We start from the raw sequence: 15,151 nt of genomic DNA, 5'->3' as shown, positions 1-15,151 counted from the left end.
ATATTGAATGTGTTTTAATTAGTCTGCGAATTGAACTATTGCGTGCCGCTCCCGGCGCGCCGACGAATGAACGCAGGCATTGCAGACAGGCGTCGCACAGAGTATTCCAGCGACGCGACCAGCAGTACGTACGACACGGCTTTGCCGGCGCTCGCGCGCCGGTGCGGTGTTGCGCGTCCCCGCGGCACTGCGCGTTTTGCGCTCGCGCTTGGCTTCACGGCGCTGGTGATGCTACGCACGGTCGACGCTTGCGCCCAGGACGCCGCCATGCTCGACGAGCGCGTCACGCAGCAATCGGTGGGGGACACGATTTGCCGTCCCGGTTACGCTGACACGGTGGCCCCGCCGTTCGACGAACTGATGGCGCACAAAGACCGCATGCTCGCCGCGCGCGGAATCGATGCGGGCAACGGCGCCTCCTTCGCGCTCGATCGCCGCGTGCCTATCGTGCTCGGCGGCTCGCCGGACGCTCGCGCCAATCTCGATCTTCTGCCGTGGGCCGGCCACCAGGGCGAGCGCCGCAAGGCGCGCGCGGCAGTCATGCTCAAGCGCTGCGTCTGCGAAGGCAAACTGAGCCTCGCCGAAGCGCAAGCCGCGATTATCGGCAACTGGTCGGTGGTTTATTCGGGCTTCAGTCAAACGTCCTGCGACGTCAGCCGGCTCGACGTGGCCACCGGCGGCGACAACGGTCATGGCGCCGGCCCCGACAACCCGCCATGAAGCCGGCCGCCTCGTTTGCGGCGCCTGCTTCGTTCATGCGCATCTGGCATCTATTCAGCCACGCGGCTTGCAACTCGCAGGCCGTGACCCCATCTAGTTTTCGGAGAATCATCATGATCCATTCACGTCTTGCCGCCATGGCTCTTTCTATCGGCTGCGTATTCGGCAGTGCTGCCGTGTTCGCCGCCGAGCCGGTGCATTGCGGCCAGGCCGACACGCTGAAGATTCGCGGCGATGTGCCCGCGGCCATCAGCTTCGACGTGTATCGCCAGTTGCGGCCGTTGAGCGCGCAACGTGTTGCGCTGTTCCAGTCGGCCGGCGAGGTGAAGCGCCTGCCCGACGGTCTGGCAGTATGCGAAATTGCGGATGACGGCGTCGACGATCCGTCCGCGGTGCTGGTTCAGCTGCCGCAAGGCAAGAACGCATGGTGGGTGAGTTCGGCCAACGTGCAAGCGGCGGACTGATCGCGACAACCAGTCCGCCTTTTGCGCAGGTCCCCCGCAGGATGCCGTGGCGATGCGTGTCGCGGCCCGGTTTTTGCATTCAGCGCCCGCGTTCGATGCGCTTGCCAGACCTATCACGGGAAATGAACAGCTGTTTTGCTATTTTTGACGCCGCTTATTCAGGTACAGTGCATTGACGGCGATATTTAAGTCCGTTTTTTGACGACACTGTGTTACATCGCTTTTACTGTCGATTGTGGCTATCCTGAGTACAGGACGAAACTCGCAGGGGAGAATTAAATGATCGCCTTCTATCTGTCATTGGCCGCTTTGGGCGCCGCCGGTGCTGCATTGATCCGCCAACTCGCTGCCGAGCAGGCGAAACAGCGTGCCGCATTGCGCCCTGTGCGCGTGCAATCCGCGGATCGCGGCGCTGGCGGCAACGCGCGCAGAGGGTAGACCGCATGAACCTGATCGTGCGCAACATCGCGGAATCGTGCAGCGAGCAGGAAGTGCGGGAGTTCCTCAAGCACGAACTTGGGCATTACGCGAAAAACATCGAGGTGGTCGACGCCGGCAAGCCCAGTGCGTACGCCACGGTCGAACTGGACGCCGAAGTGCCCTATGTAGGCGAAGTGATCGCGCGGCAGATTCACGGCAAGCAGTTGGGCGGTCAGACGCTGGAAGCCAGCGCCGATCTGTTCACCGACGAACCGCCGGCGGCTCAGTAACCCGGCGCGATCGATTCATCCTCAATGCGTTGCGCGACAAGAGCGCACGTAAGCTGACACGCCGCGCAGCGCCCGGCACGGCGCATTCGGCGCGTCACCCGCATACCCATCCCTTTCTCAATCTCCGCTTGTCTGAGTCGGCCAATCGAACGGCGTGTACGGCAACGCGCGCTTGTGACGCGTGACGTCGTAAAAGCGCAAGATGGTCTCGCGCGCCGCATCGCTCACCGGTTTGCGCTCCAGGAAGTCGTCGATAGCGTCGTATGGAATGCCGTAGGCATCCTCATCGGGCCGTTGCGGCCGCAACATTTCGAGGTCGGCGGTCGGCACCTTGTGCGCTAATGCTTCGGGGGCGCCCAGCGCTTTGGACAGCGCGCGCACGCGACGCTTGTTGAGCCCCGTGAGCGGCAACACATCGGCGCCGCCGTCGCCGAACTTCGTGAAAAAGCCCATCACCGATTCGGCCGCGTGATCCGTACCGATGACCACGCCGGCCCGCGCGCCCGCCACCGCGTACTGCGCGATCATGCGCTGCCGCGCCTTGATATTGCCGTGCACGAAGTCCTGTTGCGATTCGTCCTTGTAGAGCAGGCCACTTTGATCGAGCGCGGCGAGCATGGCATCGGCCGCGGGTTTGATATCGATGGTGAGATTTTCGTCTGCGCGAATAAAGCGCAATGCCTGCTGCGCGTCCGCTTCGTCTTTCTGTTCACCGTAAGGCAGACGTATTGCGACGAAGTGCGCGTCGTAATGTTCGGCGCGCAATCGCTCAACCGCGAGTTGCGCGAGCCGCCCCGCGGTTGTCGAGTCGACGCCGCCGCTGATCCCGAGCACATACGTTTTCAGGCCGCTGCTACGCAGATAATTCGCGAGAAAAGCCACCCGGCGCTCGATTTCATATTCAGGATCGAACCCGGCGCTGATGTGCATTTCCTCAGCGATGCTTGCCTGGCGTGCGACTGGATCGTGTTGCGTCATGATTCCTCTTTGCTCCTTGCGCGCTCGCGCACATATCGAACCGTAACCGGCCCGGGTTCAATTCACCTTCGCACCGCTTTAAATCCGCCGCTTTGACCGGCAAAGACGTCCGCTTATTACAGGGGTATCACTGAGTCGGCGAATCTTCATCGACAGATCGCAATGTGCTTAGTAACATCCTCGTTCTGAGAGCGCCGCATGAGCCGGCGAGCAGTCAATAATAATCAGGTTTGCTCAAACACGCGATGAACCACACCAAGCGGCCTGGCCAGCCTGTAATAGACCGTCTGTCTTTCGCGCCGGTCGATCGTCCGCGCGACCTGTCGTGTATGCCGTATCGACTTTCCGTGCGGAGCGTCGCACGCGCGTTGCCTTCTTTGCGCCGTTTGGCACGCGCGTTGAGCGCCGCATTTTGCATGGCGTCATGCGGCGCGGCGATCGCAGCTTCGGCGCCCGTTGCGGCCTCGGCGCCAAAGCCGGCGGATCGTCCGGTGGTTGCCGTCAGCGCGTCGGCTGTCGCGGCGCCGGATGCCGCCGGCGTGGTCGATCCGCGTCGCGCGTTCATGCTGCGGGACGTGTTCGCGCAGAACGTCACGCGCACGCTGAAAGTGCCGGCCGCGGATCAGCGAGCCTATGCCGATCGGCTGGAAGCCGCGCTCGGCGCGCACATGCTCGGCGATCTGTCGGGCGAGTATGTCGTGCTGGTCGATCGCAATGCCAACGTGCAGGCGCTTTTCATCTATTTTCGGGCCGCGCCGGCCGACAGTTGGCAGCTGATCGGCGCGTCGCCGGTTTCGACGGGGCAGCCGGGCGAATACGACCACTTCATCACGCCGCTCGGCGTGTTCGAGCATACGCCCGCCAACATGGATTTCCGTTCGGAAGGCACGCAGAACGAAAACCATATTCGCGGCTACGGCAAGCGCGACATGCGGATCTTCGACCTCGGCTGGGCCCAGGGCGAGCGCGGTTGGGGCAAGGGCGGCATGTCGCAGATGCGTTTCCAGATGCACGCCACCGATCCCGACCATCTCGAATCGCTGCTCGGCATGCGTCACTCGAAGGGTTGCGTGCGCATTCCCGCGTCCCTCAATTCGTTTATCGATCACTATGGCATTCTCGACGCCGAGTATGTCGCGCTCGTCGAGTCGGGTAAGTCGCTGTGGGTGTTGAAAAGCGATCGAGAGGTGACGCCGTGGGCTGGGCGTTACATTGCCGTGGTGGATTCGGCGCGCAAGAGCCGCCCGGCGTGGGCGCCGGCGCCCGGCAGCAAGGCGCGCGCCAAAGTGCCGGCCGGAGCGGACACGGCGGATTGATTCGCGGCGGTACTCGTCGCGCCCGCGCCGCTCATTTTGAGCAAGCCGCCCGTCACGACCGCGCGAGCAACACGCCTACCAACGCAACCGCGAACCCCGCAATCTGCAGCGGCACCAGCGTCTCGCCGAAGCCCACATAGCCTTCGAGCGCGGCGAGCGGCGGCGCGAGAAACATCAGCGCAGTCGCGCGCGCCGCGTCGCCGCGTCTGATCATCCACACCAGCAAGGTCACGCTGATCCCGGAAAGCATCACGATCCCCCACGCGAGCGATCCCCACAGCGTGGCGGACGCAATCCAGCGATGTTCACCGAGCGCGAGCGCAAGCCCGGCCGCGACAAGCGCCGCGCCGAAGTTCTGCACCGCGCTCGCGCTGCGAATATCGGCCTTGGCCAAAGAAGTCTTCTGGAACAACGTGCCCGCCGTAATCGCGCCGATCGCGGCGATCGAGATCAGCACGACGAGCCAGGTGGGCGCGCTGCCGTGCGGCGTCGGTGCCGTGGCCGCCGTCAGCTTCGGTTCGAGCACCAGCACGACGCCCGCAAGGCCGAGCGCCATGCCGGTCCAGCCACGCCGCGACAGGCGTTCGCCGAAGAGCGGCGCCGCGACCGCGGCCGTCGCGAGCGGTTGCAGCGCGCCGAGCAAAGCCATCACGCCCGCGCTCAAGCCTTGAGCGACGGCCCAGTAGCCCGCGCCGAGATAGACGCCTTGCAGCAGCGCGCCAGCTACCAGATGTTTGCCGAAGTCGCGCCCGCGGGGCCACGTGGCGCGTGCAAACAGCGCGGCCAGCGCGAAGATCAGCGCCGTGCCGCCGAAGCGCGCGAGCAGGAACAGGTTAGGATCCGCATACGGTGTAATCGCGCGGGCGACCACGAAACCGGTCGACCACAACACCACGAAAACAGCGGCGATAAAGGAAGCGAGCATCGGCAAGCGTCAAGAGAAAAGCCGCCATCTTGTCGGGAGACGCAACGCGCGTCTTGCTCGAAACTGCAATCGGCCGAACGTGTTGGCGGAGTGTGGTTTGAACTGCGAACCGGCGCACTTCACCACATCAGCAGCACCGTCCCCGCGCCGAGCACGCCGCCGCACACCGCGCACGCCCACAGCAGCACCCGCGTGCGGCGGTATTCGCGACCGATCTCCGTCATCAGTTGCGCATTCTGCTGCGGCGTGCGCGCGAGATCGTGCTCGTGTTGCAGATAGCGCACCGCCAGTTGCGGCACACGCGGCAGCATATGCGCGAGATGCGGCAACTCGCGGCCAATCCGTTTCAGCCAGCCGCGGTGATCGACGTCGCGCCGCGCGATATCCGCCAGCACGCCGCGGGTGATATTCCACGTGTCGACGCCGGGATGCAGCGCGCGCGCCAGCAGTTCCGCTTGATGAAATGAGCGCTGGGCGGTCGCGAGCCGCGCGGGCACCGCGCCCTCGAACGGATGCACCGCATGTAGCAGATGATGAAACAGCGAACCCGCCGAACGGTCTTCCGGCGCGGCCGCGAAATGCGCCTCCGCGCGCGTGCGCAACTCGGCTTCGAGCAATTCGGCGCGCGTGTCGTGCGGCACGTGCCCGGCATCGCGATGTATTTCGGCGAGCCGCCCGTAGTCCTGTTCGAACAGCGCGGTTGCGCCGTGCACGAAGAACTCGCGCTCGCCGGTCGAGAGACTCGACATGATCGAGAATTCCGCCAGCACGAGGCGCCCCAGCGTGTCCGGTTCGATGCTCACGCGCACGCGGCGCGCGTCGAGCGTGGCGTGAAAGAAACCATGCTCGAACGCCTGCTCGGTCACCACTTCGACGATATGCGCGGCGAGCGGCGCGAGTTTGATGTGATGCGCATGCAGGCCGGGCAGGTCGCTCACCGGCAAGGTGCTGACGCGTTGCATGGTCAGCGTATAGGCGGTGCAAAGATCCCAGATCACGTCCGGCACGACGATGCGCTTGTCGCCGTCGAAATGATGGCCGGTCTGGCTCAAATTGGCGGCTTCGGCACGCAGATCGAAGCGGCGCAGGATGTCGTCCGTGAAGGTCTGCGCCAGCGTGCGCAATTGCAGGCGGCGCGCGGTGCCGGAAAACTTCTCCAGCCAGCGCGCGACCCAGCGCAGCAGCGCGAGTTCATCGCCGATCTGTTGCAACTGGTCGGCGCGCACCAGCTTGATGGCTACTTCGTAATGGCCGTTCACCGGCACGATGAGCCGCGCGAGATGCGTCTGTTCGGCGAAGCCGCTGCGCACCGGCACCAGGTCCACGGCGCTGAACAGCGTGGCGAGCGGCCTGCCGAAAGCGCGCGCGAGCGCCTGTTCGGACTCGTGCGGCGGCAGCGGGGCTTCCATGTGATCGATCGCGTCGATGGCGTCGTGCAAGGTGCCGGTCGCAAGTTCGGGCCGTTCGGCCAGCGTTTGCGCGAACCGGGCCGCCAGCGGCCCGAGTGCCGGCAGCACACCGCTCAGGCTCTTGCCGCTGCGTTCAGCCGCATGCAGGCGGCCGATCAGCTCGATCATCCAGTGCAGCTTGTGGTCTTGCGGCGCGGCAAGCCAGATCAGGCGCGCGCCGTAACGCAGCGCGTGGAACAGCAGCAGTAGGCGGCGAAACAGTGGCGGCATCGGCAGTTCGGTTGATGGGCCACGCGGCGTCCCCGTCTCTCGAGGGGCGCTCGCGCACGGCCAAGGCGGTTAGGTTAGCAGGTAAGCGCGGCAAGGGAGCATTGCCGCGCGACGCGTAACACAATACTCCGGCCTTTCCCTACCGTGGCGAAACTTGGGCGTGCTGCCATCTGTACAAAACAACGCCCCATGCGCGCTTTGAGCACCTGAGCGACGTCGGCCAGCCACATGCTTTCGGCAGCGATGGCAAGAAAGCACTCGCCGCCGGCGGCTTCGTGAGTCATGGCCCGCACATGCAGATCGGCCACGTCCCGCACGTCGACGAAGCCGGAATTGATTCTTGGATTGCCGGGCTGGCCGTCGAGCCATCGTCACGCTGATTCCGGAGCGCGGATTTGCCATCGCAATCTTTGCCAACAACCAGTTGACGGTTTTTCCAGAAGCCGTCCGCGCGAAGTTTCTCGAGCGCGTGCTCGCGCCGTCAGGGCGGGATTTGCAAAGGCAGATCACGCAATGGACTAAAAATAAAAGTCGTGGCCTGTAATGTCTGGCGCCTTCACGCGACAAAGCCCAACTGTTTCAGCTAAGCGGTAACCACACCGGGGGCGTCCGCACTCGTGTGTGTCTGCCGGACTTGCAGCTGGATAACCGGACCGCGTCGCGCGACGCAAGGGCTATGAGACATGGATATCGATTTTGCGTGCACGATGTGTGGCAAATGTTGCCACGACCTGCGTTTGCCATTGACAGTGAGCGAGGCGATTGCCTGGCTGGAGCACGGCGACGAAGTGCAGCTTCTTTGCGAGGCGCTGCCGTGGCCAGAAGAGCCCGCTGAGGACAATCTTCAGGCGGCGCAAAAACGTCGTCGATCGTTTGCCGCGATGAGTGGGTCCTTGCCGGCGAGAATCGTGGTCATTCTGGCGGGCACGCATCCCGGCCCATGCCCGAATCTTAGCGACGACATGCGCTGCGGTATCTATGAACAGAGGCCGTTGGTATGCCGGATCTATCCGGCGGAAATCAATCCATTCATCGCGCTGACACCCGCGCATAAAGCGTGTCCGCCCGACGCCTGGACGCCGGGATTGCCACCGTTGTTGCGCGCTGGCAAGCTGGTCGACGCGGGCGTCGCGCAACTGATCCAGCAGTCGCGCGATGCCGATGAGAAAGACGTTCCCATCAAGCAGCAGGTGTGTGCGGCAATGGGTATCGATCAGGCGGCGGTGTCGAACGAAGGCTTTGTCGCGTATTCGCCGGATCGCGCCGATCTGCTGGCGGCGCTGCGTCAGGCGAGCAACGAACCGAGCATTCCTGCTATGCCTCCAACGTGGCATTTCGTGTCGAAGCGCCGAACGACAGTCGATGTTCTTGTGTCGGTGGGAGCGCTCAGTTCTCTCGTCGATGCGAACAGTGCTCCGAGGTTCGAATACCTGGGGTTTTCGGTGGAATCTGAATGAAGCGCAGGGCCGTAGAGCGTGCGCGTGCTGACCAGTTTCGTCCGAGATCCGGCATTGGTATCGCTGCACGCTTTTCATGATCTGCTGCCGACGCTTATCGAGCTTGCTAGCCGTGCAGTTCCTGTCGCGACTGTATGACGCCTTGAATTTGCTACCGTCGATGGTCACCATGTGACTGGATAGTAGCGTCAGCCCGCGACATAGTTCGACGAAACGCCCGCATACATTGCGAATCGCTGCGCCGCTGTCACGGCGAAAGTCGGCGATCGTCTGTCCTGTCCTATTTTTTCGTCGACACATTAGGAAGTAGTGCGACCTGGTTGCGGGCATCGCCTTCGACGAATCGCTTTATGAGTCGCCCGGTCTCGGCGCGTTGACTCAGTTCAGGCGCTAACGTTTTGACACACTCTGTGTCCTCTCGGTCGTTGACCACTGGCATTAGGGCAAGCTTCCAAAGCTTGCAATTTCTCCAGAAAGTTTCAACAATGCTCCGACAGGGACAGAACACAGCGACATCCCTTTCGAACGGAGGTAGTACACGCATGGTTGCGCGGCGGCGAGGCAGGTATTTGCAAGCGTTGTAGTAGCGTCGGTTCTCGCGGCCGGCATTGGAATCCCAGGTGCGGCGTTTTCGCAGTCGCAAACGGCGGCAGTTGCGAACCCGATGAACGTACCGTGACCGACGCCTACACATACCTACTGGGCCGTCTCCAGGTGATCCGGCAGGAGAAAGTGGACCGCAGTCTCACGAAAGAGCCAGATGGATCACTGAAAATCGCGATCGGCCCGCAACTGTCAAGGGCGTGCCGCAAACAAACTGGCTGCCATCCGCGCCCGGCAATCAATTCTCGCTGACGTAAGGACATCGTCAAGCAGGGGAAATGGGCTCCGCAAGCCGTTACCGAAGTGCGTTGACGCGCTTGCGCTACGACGCCATTCCAGGTCAGATAAGCAAAAGGACAGGTATGAAATACTCAATCACGTTGGCAACGCTTCTGTTTGCCGCGGGAGTCGTCGCCGCCCAGACCCAGTCGTCTGGCGGATCGCCCGTACCGGTAACAGTCGACAATTTTGTTCGCGCCGAGTCGGACCTGTATTTCACTTCACTGGTAAAGCAAGGGACCCTTGGCAAGTTGGAACACCGCCGGGAGCCTGCACCGATTGATCATCAGACGGTCATACGCCTGAACCGCGACACGCTCTATACGTCAGGAGTGTTCGATCTCGATGCGGGGCCGGTTACGATCGACATGCCTGATCCTGGCAAGCGCTTCATGGCGTTACAGATCATCAATGAGGATCAGTATGTGCCGAACGTCTTCTACGGCGAAGGCACGCATGTCCTCACGCGGGAGAGCGTCGGCACGCGTTACGTTGCCGTTGCGATTCGAACCCTTGTCGAGCCGTCTAGCCAGGAGGACATCGAGCAGGTTCACAAGCTACAGGACTCGATCACAGTAAGCCAGAAGACGCCCGGCAAGCTCGACCTGCCGAACTGGGATCCGGTAAGTCAGAAAAAGGTCCGCGACGCGCTACTGGTTCTTGCGTCGACGATTCCAGATTTCAAGCACGCCTTCGGTACCAAAGAGGAAGTCGACCCGGTGCGACGCCTGCTCGGAGCCGCCGCGGCGTGGGGAGGCAATCCGGACAGGGACGCGATTTACCTCAACTTCACACCACCGCGAAATGACGGGAAGACGATCTATCGACTCGTGGTTAAAAACGTTCCCGTGGACGCCTTCTGGTCGGTGAGCCTCTACAATGCACGGGGCTATTTTCAAAAGAACTCGTCGAACGCGTACTCGATCAATGACCTTACTGCAAAAAAGGGCGCTGACGGTTCGATCGCCATACAGTTCGGTGGCTGCGATGGCCACGTCGAAAATTGCCTTCCGATCGTTGCTGGATGGAACTATACGGTGCGACTCTATCGGCCACGTGCTGAGATTCTGAACGGCGCATGGACGTTTCCGGATGCCACTCCAGTGAATTGACGGGATGATTCGCGCTTAACCTATCGACTGCGCGCCCCCTCGTACGCGAATGGAGCGATCCTGTGACAACGACCGAAGTGGTGAAACTGTACGGAGCCGCATGGAGTGTGTACGTGCGAATCGCCCGGCTGGCTCTGGAAGAGAAGCAGATCAAATACAGTCTGGTCGAGGTAGACGTATTCGCAGCGAGCGGCGTTCCGAAGGAGCATTTGGAACGCCATCCGTTCGGTCGCATTCCGGCCTTCGAGCATGGCGATTTTCGTCTTTACGAGACAGGCGCGATCGTGCGTTATATCGACGAAGCTTTCCCCGGCGTCAAACTGCAGCCGAGAGATCCGAAAGCTCGTGCCAGGGCAAACCAGATTATCGCGATACTGGATGCCTATGCATATCGAACGCTGGTTTGGGACATATACGTTGAACGCGTAGTTTCAACTCGCGAAGGCCGTCTGGCAAACGAGCCGAAGATCACCGCCGCGCTGCCGCGTGCCGCTGTGTGTTTATCCGAGTTGACCCGCCTGTCGGATGACCAAGGGTTCCTGATCGGCGGCGAAGTGACACTTGCCGATCTGTACGCCGCTCCGATCTTCGCGTGCTTCATGCAGGCTCATGAAGCGGCTTCTTTAATGGAAGGATGCGAAAAACTGAACCGTTGGTGGCGGCGATTCTCCACCCGCGAGAGCATGTCACGGACGCAGCCGTGAGGAGCGGCGTGCGGAACGCAACGGGCCAATTATGGCCGGTCGACACGATCCGGTAGATCGCTGAGAATCGCAACCATGGAGCCGGATTTCGACGAGGCCTCCAGCACGTTGTGATCCGCCGTAAGCGAAGAGTCAATACGCATAAAAGCAGAAGAACGATTTCCGTTCGTTGGTAACAATACTAAAAATGCACCACTTTCCCGATAACCTCGGTCTCGGTACTGATCTATTGCTGCACACGGAAACCGGGATAGTCGAGTCACGGGATGACTATATCGTCGTTCGCACACCAGACGCGCCCGAATACTTTTTTGGCAACATGCTGGTCCTGCAGCAGGGACCAGCGGAAAGTGATCTGAAGCGGCTGGAGCATGATTTTGCCCAACTCATCGGGACACCACCGCTGATTGCACACCAGACATTTGCGTGGCCAGAAAGCGCCGACAGCGTGGTGACCCTCGACGAATTCGTGAAACAAGGCTACGAGGCGACTGTCTGTCGGGTGCTGGTGGCCCATCCTGATGAGATAAATCAAGTTGCGACCAATTCATTGGTCAAGGTGCGCCCGTTTGCCATGCAGCGGGAATGGGACGATTGGTCCCGAATGCAACTCGCCGACATGCCAAATCCGACGGGCATTAGCTCGCAGCGTTACATGGCGCATCAACAGAGGGCTTACAGGAACCTGATCGAACGCCGTCTGGGAAACTGGTGGGGAGCTTTTATCGATGATGAGCAGGTGGGAAGTCTTGGTTTATTCTTCCTCGACGGCATTGGACGTTTCCAGGCAGTTATTACTGAGACACGGCATAGAAACAAAAATGTCTGCAAGACTTTGGTAAGCGAGGTTGTCAAGCTGACCGCCGGACGCTCGGACCGGCTTGTCATGGTTGCAGATGAAACCTACCATGCCGGAGCGATATACGAGGCGATGGGTTTCCGGCAGCAAGGCCGCGTTGCCAGCTTGTGTCGAGAGCCGGGTAATACAACCGGGCGCTGATCCATGCGGAGCGATTCGACGCTCAAGGGCATCCGGTAAAGTTCGGCTATTTTGAGCCATTCGACGGCACCGCTTAAACTGCTAACGATCATTGCTCCCTGACACGCACCGAACAAAATGAGCGCAATTGAACTGTTGAGACCTACGATCGCATTGCTGCCGAGCTACGTTTCGGCCCTTGAGACGGGATGGTCACCGGACAATGTTCGTAAAGACGTCGCTGCGCGCGAACAATTGCACGCTATCGAAGTGAACGCGGAGGCATTTGTCGACGGCCTGGATGATCCAACCGCATCGGGTGGACCGATTCCTTTGCCCGATGGCTCGACCGTCGCGCGTCTGCCAAGCATTGTCCGATGGATTTGGGATGGCGAAGTTAGTGGCGCAATCGGATTTCGTTGGCAGTCTGGAACCGCCGAATTGCCGCCGAATGTACTCGGACACATCGGCTTCTCAGTCGTACCGTGGAAGAGAGGCAAGGGCTACGCCAGGCAAGCGCTCAATTTAATGCTGGGCGAAGCGAGGCGACAAAGTTTGTCCTACGTCGAGCTAACGGTTGACCCGGAGAATTTAGCCTCGCAGCGGGTTATCGCAGCATGCAATGGTGTCTTGATCGAGCGCTTCAAAAAGACGGCGGCCTATGGATTCGCTGAGTCTCTTCGCTACCGCATTGCGCTAGATCACTGAGGTTTAGTTGGGGCTCTGTTCGGTCAGGAAGAGGCGGTCGACTACACCCCTAAATCGCCGACAATCCAATAACTAAGAACTCATCGGGGGGTGAAGGTGTCGCTGCACGTTGATAACGAAAGCTACCTCAGTTGGCTGAGGAAAAAGGTTGGTAGTGATTTGCTATTGAGTCCCTCCGTTGCAGCCGTGATTCACGATAACGAAGGCAAACTGCTCCTTCAGGAAAAGTCGTCAGGTGAGGCGTGGAGTTTGCCGGCCGGCGGAATTGAACTGGGAGAAAGCCCGCAAGAAGCAATCGTTCGAGAGGTAATGGAGGAGACCGGATATGCGGTTCGAATTCACAGTATTCTCGGCGTGTTCGGCGGCCGGTCGTTCCGATACACATATCCAAATGGCGACCGTGTCGAGTACGTAGTGACGCTGTTTCAATGCATAATCATCGGCGGCTCCGGGGTGCCCGCGGATTCCGAAACCAAGTCCATCCAATATTTCGGAAGACACGATATGCCGGAATTGGCACTACCGTATCCGAAAGACGATTTGTTTCGCGCATTCTAGGAATGCCGTCGAGCGACCTCACCAAATGGTAGAGCGCGGATTCAGCCTAAGCGGCCCTTCGATGGAGCCGATCGTCTGCTCACGAGTTTCGATCTGCGTATGCCCATCGCATGGGCCAGCACGTGGCGAATTCGAGACGTTCGTCCCTGAAGCCTAGGTCGTTGACAATCACCTTGCAGACTCCTCGCTTGCTCAGCGGATGGACATTGCTGCGGTTGAGAATCGTCATGTTGTGCAGACGATCGAGTGAATAGTCATACTAGGATCGCGTCGTCAAGAATCCAGTTTGCGCGCGACAAGATCGGATCCGTTCTGATGCAGCGTCAGCTTTTCGGCCATCCCTTGATCGTCCATTTCGAAGGTGATCTGCGCGTCGATCATCTTGGCAAAAAATCGGTGTTCGGCCTCTGGATACAACGCGATTCTCGGTTGCCCGGTACCTTGGGTGAAAAGTTGTCCGTTATCAACCGTCATCGTCAGGATGAAGTCCGGACGCAGCCAGAAACGCCCTGCATAGGATTGCAAGCGGGCAGGATCGACGTCGATCTCGTTTCGAATCTTGACCGGTTGCCGTAGAGGTTTTTCGGGTTTCAAGAGATGCAGGCCAATGTCGCCGACGTCGAACGCCGCGTTCGCCAACACCACGACGCCTCGTGATGCGCGACGATCGAACCCGATGAACGACCGGCACCCCAGTGTTCCTCCGGTGTGGCCGAACCATTCGGGTTCGCCATCTATGCTGCAGACGCCCGTTCCCCAGCAAAGTGGAATGACCTGATCTCCGAGCTGCCGACGTATGTCGAGCGTATTGCCAATTGCCTTATCGAGTGCGGACGGCCGATGACCCATCACGGCTTCGAGAAATTGCAGTTGATCACCTACCGTGGACACCAACGCCCCTGCCGCTCCAAACACCTGACCGAGATCCATCCGCTGCGCGAAACGCAGGTCGAGGTCGTGACCAGGGATGCACCTCCTTTCAATCTCGTCAGGCAGTGCGATGGCCGTACTCGCCAGTTGCAGCGGTGTGAGGATGCGAGCCCGCAGCACGGTTTCGTAATCCGTTCCTGCCCGACATGCAAGGGCATAGCCCAGCAGGCCAACGCCGAGGTTCGAATACTCGAACTCCGAGCCGATGTCGCGGGTCAGTTCGTAGCGGGCCAGGAATGCGTAAAGAAGATCGATCGTGTAACCCGAGAACGGGTCGGGTGAACCGTTCCCGACCATGTTGTCGGGATGACGGGGCAACGCCGATGTATGCGTCGCAAGGTCATGTAGAGTGATAGTCCTGCCGTTGCGTTCTGGCACGATCGGATGGCCGGGCAAGAGACGCTGAACCGGCTCGTCAAGCGAGACTTCGCCACTCGCGATCATGTCCGCGAGCAAGATCGCGGTATACACTTTCGTTACAGATCCAATTTCGAACGCAGTGTGCTGGTCGGGGATACGGGCGTCGTTCTGACCGAATCGGCCATAGCCGACGACGCGTCGCTCGCCGTCGCCCACCATTCCAACGACAATTCCTACGCCCTCGCGGCGGGTATCGATCCGGTCCGCAAGGATTCGTCGGATTGCGTTGTCATCGGGGAAGCGAGTGCTGGGTGTAAGGGGGTCTCTCGATGGCATGAGGCTCCTCTGGCGTAGGTCGGATTAGTCACGTCGCAGCTGAAGTAGGTGGCAACTTGCGAGCACCTAGTCGTCAAATGGAAGACAAAACCTCGCTTTCACTCGTCTGGGCTAGGCGCCGCAAAATGGGTAAGGGGCGAGTCGGGGAGTGCGCCGCTCCCGTTTGTCGCGTGACCACCATCGCGGCAGAGAATGCAGCAGTGGTAAGCCAATTCCGGTAGGTCGACACCCCGAAGTGGGGACGTGTCAGAAATCTTGTGTGCTGAGGCCGGTTAGAAATCTCAGTTGATGGCGCTGGTGAACCGCTCGCCGAACAGAATGGCGAACTGATTG

15 protein-coding genes and 2 pseudogenes are annotated in these 15,151 nt (G+C 60.6%); 11 read left to right on the top strand and 6 right to left on the bottom strand.

From position 1 onward, the window contains the following. Positions 1 to 66: 66 nt before the first annotated feature. The 4 genes from B0G73_RS38900 to B0G73_RS38890 all read left to right on the top strand — a co-directional run bounded on the left by B0G73_RS38900 (position 67) and on the right by B0G73_RS38890 (position 1,894). Positions 67 to 720, top strand: a complete 654-nt coding sequence (locus B0G73_RS38900) for a hypothetical protein (protein ID WP_106286334.1) — start codon at positions 67 to 69, stop codon at positions 718 to 720. Between the two features lie 113 nt (positions 721 to 833). Then, positions 834 to 1,184 (top strand): hypothetical protein, encoded by a 351-nt coding sequence (locus B0G73_RS38895; RefSeq protein WP_106286348.1) that lies wholly within the window; start codon positions 834 to 836, stop codon positions 1,182 to 1,184. Positions 1,185 to 1,463: 279 nt separating this feature from the next. After that, a complete protein-coding gene (locus B0G73_RS40870) occupies positions 1,464 to 1,622 on the top strand; it encodes a hypothetical protein (RefSeq protein ID WP_181196767.1) in 159 nt (52 codons plus the stop codon). A 5-nt stretch (positions 1,623 to 1,627) separates the two neighbouring features. Beyond that, positions 1,628 to 1,894: an RNA-binding protein gene (locus B0G73_RS38890; protein ID WP_106286333.1), complete on the top strand. Its 267-nt coding sequence runs from the start codon at positions 1,628 to 1,630 to the stop codon at positions 1,892 to 1,894. Positions 1,895 to 2,011: 117 nt separating this feature from the next. Here B0G73_RS38890 and nadE read toward each other — a convergent pair whose 3' ends face one another. Further along, positions 2,012 to 2,872 carry an ammonia-dependent NAD(+) synthetase gene (gene nadE, locus B0G73_RS38885; protein ID WP_106286332.1) on the bottom strand — a complete coding sequence of 287 codons (861 nt, stop codon included), beginning with the start codon at positions 2,870 to 2,872 and terminating at the stop codon, positions 2,012 to 2,014. A gap of 329 nt (positions 2,873 to 3,201) precedes the next feature. Between nadE and B0G73_RS38880 the strand changes: the two genes are divergently transcribed. Next, entirely contained in the window at positions 3,202 to 4,188 is a 987-nt protein-coding gene (locus B0G73_RS38880; RefSeq protein WP_106286331.1) for a L,D-transpeptidase, read from the top strand. 52 nt (positions 4,189 to 4,240) lie between these two features. Here B0G73_RS38880 and B0G73_RS38875 read toward each other — a convergent pair whose 3' ends face one another. From B0G73_RS38875 to B0G73_RS38865, 3 genes and pseudogenes are all read right to left on the bottom strand, one after another. Next, positions 4,241 to 5,113, bottom strand: coding sequence for a DMT family transporter (locus tag B0G73_RS38875; RefSeq protein ID WP_106286330.1), 873 nt, complete (start codon positions 5,111 to 5,113; stop codon positions 4,241 to 4,243). A gap of 119 nt (positions 5,114 to 5,232) precedes the next feature. Beyond that, a complete protein-coding gene (locus B0G73_RS38870) occupies positions 5,233 to 6,792 on the bottom strand; it encodes an AarF/ABC1/UbiB kinase family protein (protein ID WP_106286329.1) in 1,560 nt (519 codons plus the stop codon). Positions 6,793 to 6,977: 185 nt separating this feature from the next. Continuing rightward, positions 6,978 to 7,157, bottom strand: a pseudogene (locus tag B0G73_RS38865) (aldehyde reductase); the annotation flags it as partial. A gap of 318 nt (positions 7,158 to 7,475) precedes the next feature. Here B0G73_RS38865 and B0G73_RS38860 point away from each other — a divergent pair. Then, complete coding sequence (locus B0G73_RS38860) at positions 7,476 to 8,249, top strand: YkgJ family cysteine cluster protein (RefSeq protein WP_106286328.1); 774 nt, start codon at positions 7,476 to 7,478, stop codon at positions 8,247 to 8,249. Positions 8,250 to 8,306: 57 nt separating this feature from the next. Here B0G73_RS38860 and B0G73_RS38855 read toward each other — a convergent pair. Beyond that, positions 8,307 to 8,522, bottom strand: a pseudogene (locus B0G73_RS38855) (IS5/IS1182 family transposase); the annotation flags it as partial. A gap of 692 nt (positions 8,523 to 9,214) precedes the next feature. On the opposite strand from B0G73_RS38855, the gene B0G73_RS38850 reads away from it, so the two are divergent. The 5 genes from B0G73_RS38850 to B0G73_RS38830 all read left to right on the top strand — a co-directional run bounded on the left by B0G73_RS38850 (position 9,215) and on the right by B0G73_RS38830 (position 13,192). Then, positions 9,215 to 10,243 (top strand): DUF1254 domain-containing protein, encoded by a 1,029-nt coding sequence (locus tag B0G73_RS38850; protein ID WP_106286327.1) that lies wholly within the window; start codon positions 9,215 to 9,217, stop codon positions 10,241 to 10,243. Between the two features lie 62 nt (positions 10,244 to 10,305). Then, positions 10,306 to 10,947, top strand: coding sequence for a glutathione S-transferase family protein (locus B0G73_RS38845; protein WP_106286326.1), 642 nt, complete (start codon positions 10,306 to 10,308; stop codon positions 10,945 to 10,947). Between the two features lie 187 nt (positions 10,948 to 11,134). Beyond that, on the top strand, positions 11,135 to 11,947 hold the full coding sequence (locus tag B0G73_RS38840; RefSeq protein WP_106286325.1) for a GNAT family N-acetyltransferase: 813 nt from the start codon (positions 11,135 to 11,137) through the stop codon (positions 11,945 to 11,947). Between the two features lie 117 nt (positions 11,948 to 12,064). Beyond that, positions 12,065 to 12,634 (top strand): GNAT family N-acetyltransferase, encoded by a 570-nt coding sequence (locus B0G73_RS38835; protein WP_106286324.1) that lies wholly within the window; start codon positions 12,065 to 12,067, stop codon positions 12,632 to 12,634. Positions 12,635 to 12,724: 90 nt separating this feature from the next. Continuing rightward, complete coding sequence (locus tag B0G73_RS38830; protein ID WP_258194170.1) at positions 12,725 to 13,192, top strand: NUDIX domain-containing protein; 468 nt, start codon at positions 12,725 to 12,727, stop codon at positions 13,190 to 13,192. 273 nt (positions 13,193 to 13,465) lie between these two features. Here B0G73_RS38830 and B0G73_RS38825 read toward each other — a convergent pair whose 3' ends face one another. Beyond that, positions 13,466 to 14,818 (bottom strand): serine hydrolase, encoded by a 1,353-nt coding sequence (locus B0G73_RS38825; protein WP_106286323.1) that lies wholly within the window; start codon positions 14,816 to 14,818, stop codon positions 13,466 to 13,468. Between the last annotated feature and the right edge of the window lie 333 nt (positions 14,819 to 15,151).

Origin of the sequence: Paraburkholderia sp. BL25I1N1 (genome assembly GCF_003002025.1) — a bacterium.
Classification (GTDB): domain Bacteria; phylum Pseudomonadota; class Gammaproteobacteria; order Burkholderiales; family Burkholderiaceae; genus Paraburkholderia.
Note: the sequence above shows the minus strand (reverse complement) of the source record. Positions and strands in the feature narration are given on the sequence as shown.

Bases quoted from the DNA above. Each gene is read 5' to 3' on its own strand.
- B0G73_RS38835 (WP_106286324.1), top strand. From the start codon at position 12,065: ATGAGCGCAATTGAACTGTTGAGACCTACGATCGCATTGCTGCCGAGC.
- B0G73_RS38825 (WP_106286323.1), bottom strand. From the start codon at position 14,818: ATGCCATCGAGAGACCCCCTTACACCCAGCACTCGCTTCCCCGATGAC.
- B0G73_RS40870 (WP_181196767.1), top strand. From the start codon at position 1,464: ATGATCGCCTTCTATCTGTCATTGGCCGCTTTGGGCGCCGCCGGTGCT.
- B0G73_RS38875 (WP_106286330.1), bottom strand. From the start codon at position 5,113: ATGCTCGCTTCCTTTATCGCCGCTGTTTTCGTGGTGTTGTGGTCGACC.
- nadE (WP_106286332.1), bottom strand. From the start codon at position 2,872: ATGACGCAACACGATCCAGTCGCACGCCAGGCAAGCATCGCTGAGGAA.
- B0G73_RS38890 (WP_106286333.1), top strand. From the start codon at position 1,628: ATGAACCTGATCGTGCGCAACATCGCGGAATCGTGCAGCGAGCAGGAA.
- B0G73_RS38860 (WP_106286328.1), top strand. From the start codon at position 7,476: ATGGATATCGATTTTGCGTGCACGATGTGTGGCAAATGTTGCCACGAC.
- B0G73_RS38840 (WP_106286325.1), top strand. From the start codon at position 11,135: ATGCACCACTTTCCCGATAACCTCGGTCTCGGTACTGATCTATTGCTG.
- B0G73_RS38900 (WP_106286334.1), top strand. From the start codon at position 67: ATGAACGCAGGCATTGCAGACAGGCGTCGCACAGAGTATTCCAGCGAC.
- B0G73_RS38850 (WP_106286327.1), top strand. From the start codon at position 9,215: ATGAAATACTCAATCACGTTGGCAACGCTTCTGTTTGCCGCGGGAGTC.
- B0G73_RS38870 (WP_106286329.1), bottom strand. From the start codon at position 6,792: ATGCCGCCACTGTTTCGCCGCCTACTGCTGCTGTTCCACGCGCTGCGT.
- B0G73_RS38880 (WP_106286331.1), top strand. From the start codon at position 3,202: ATGCCGTATCGACTTTCCGTGCGGAGCGTCGCACGCGCGTTGCCTTCT.
- B0G73_RS38895 (WP_106286348.1), top strand. From the start codon at position 834: ATGATCCATTCACGTCTTGCCGCCATGGCTCTTTCTATCGGCTGCGTA.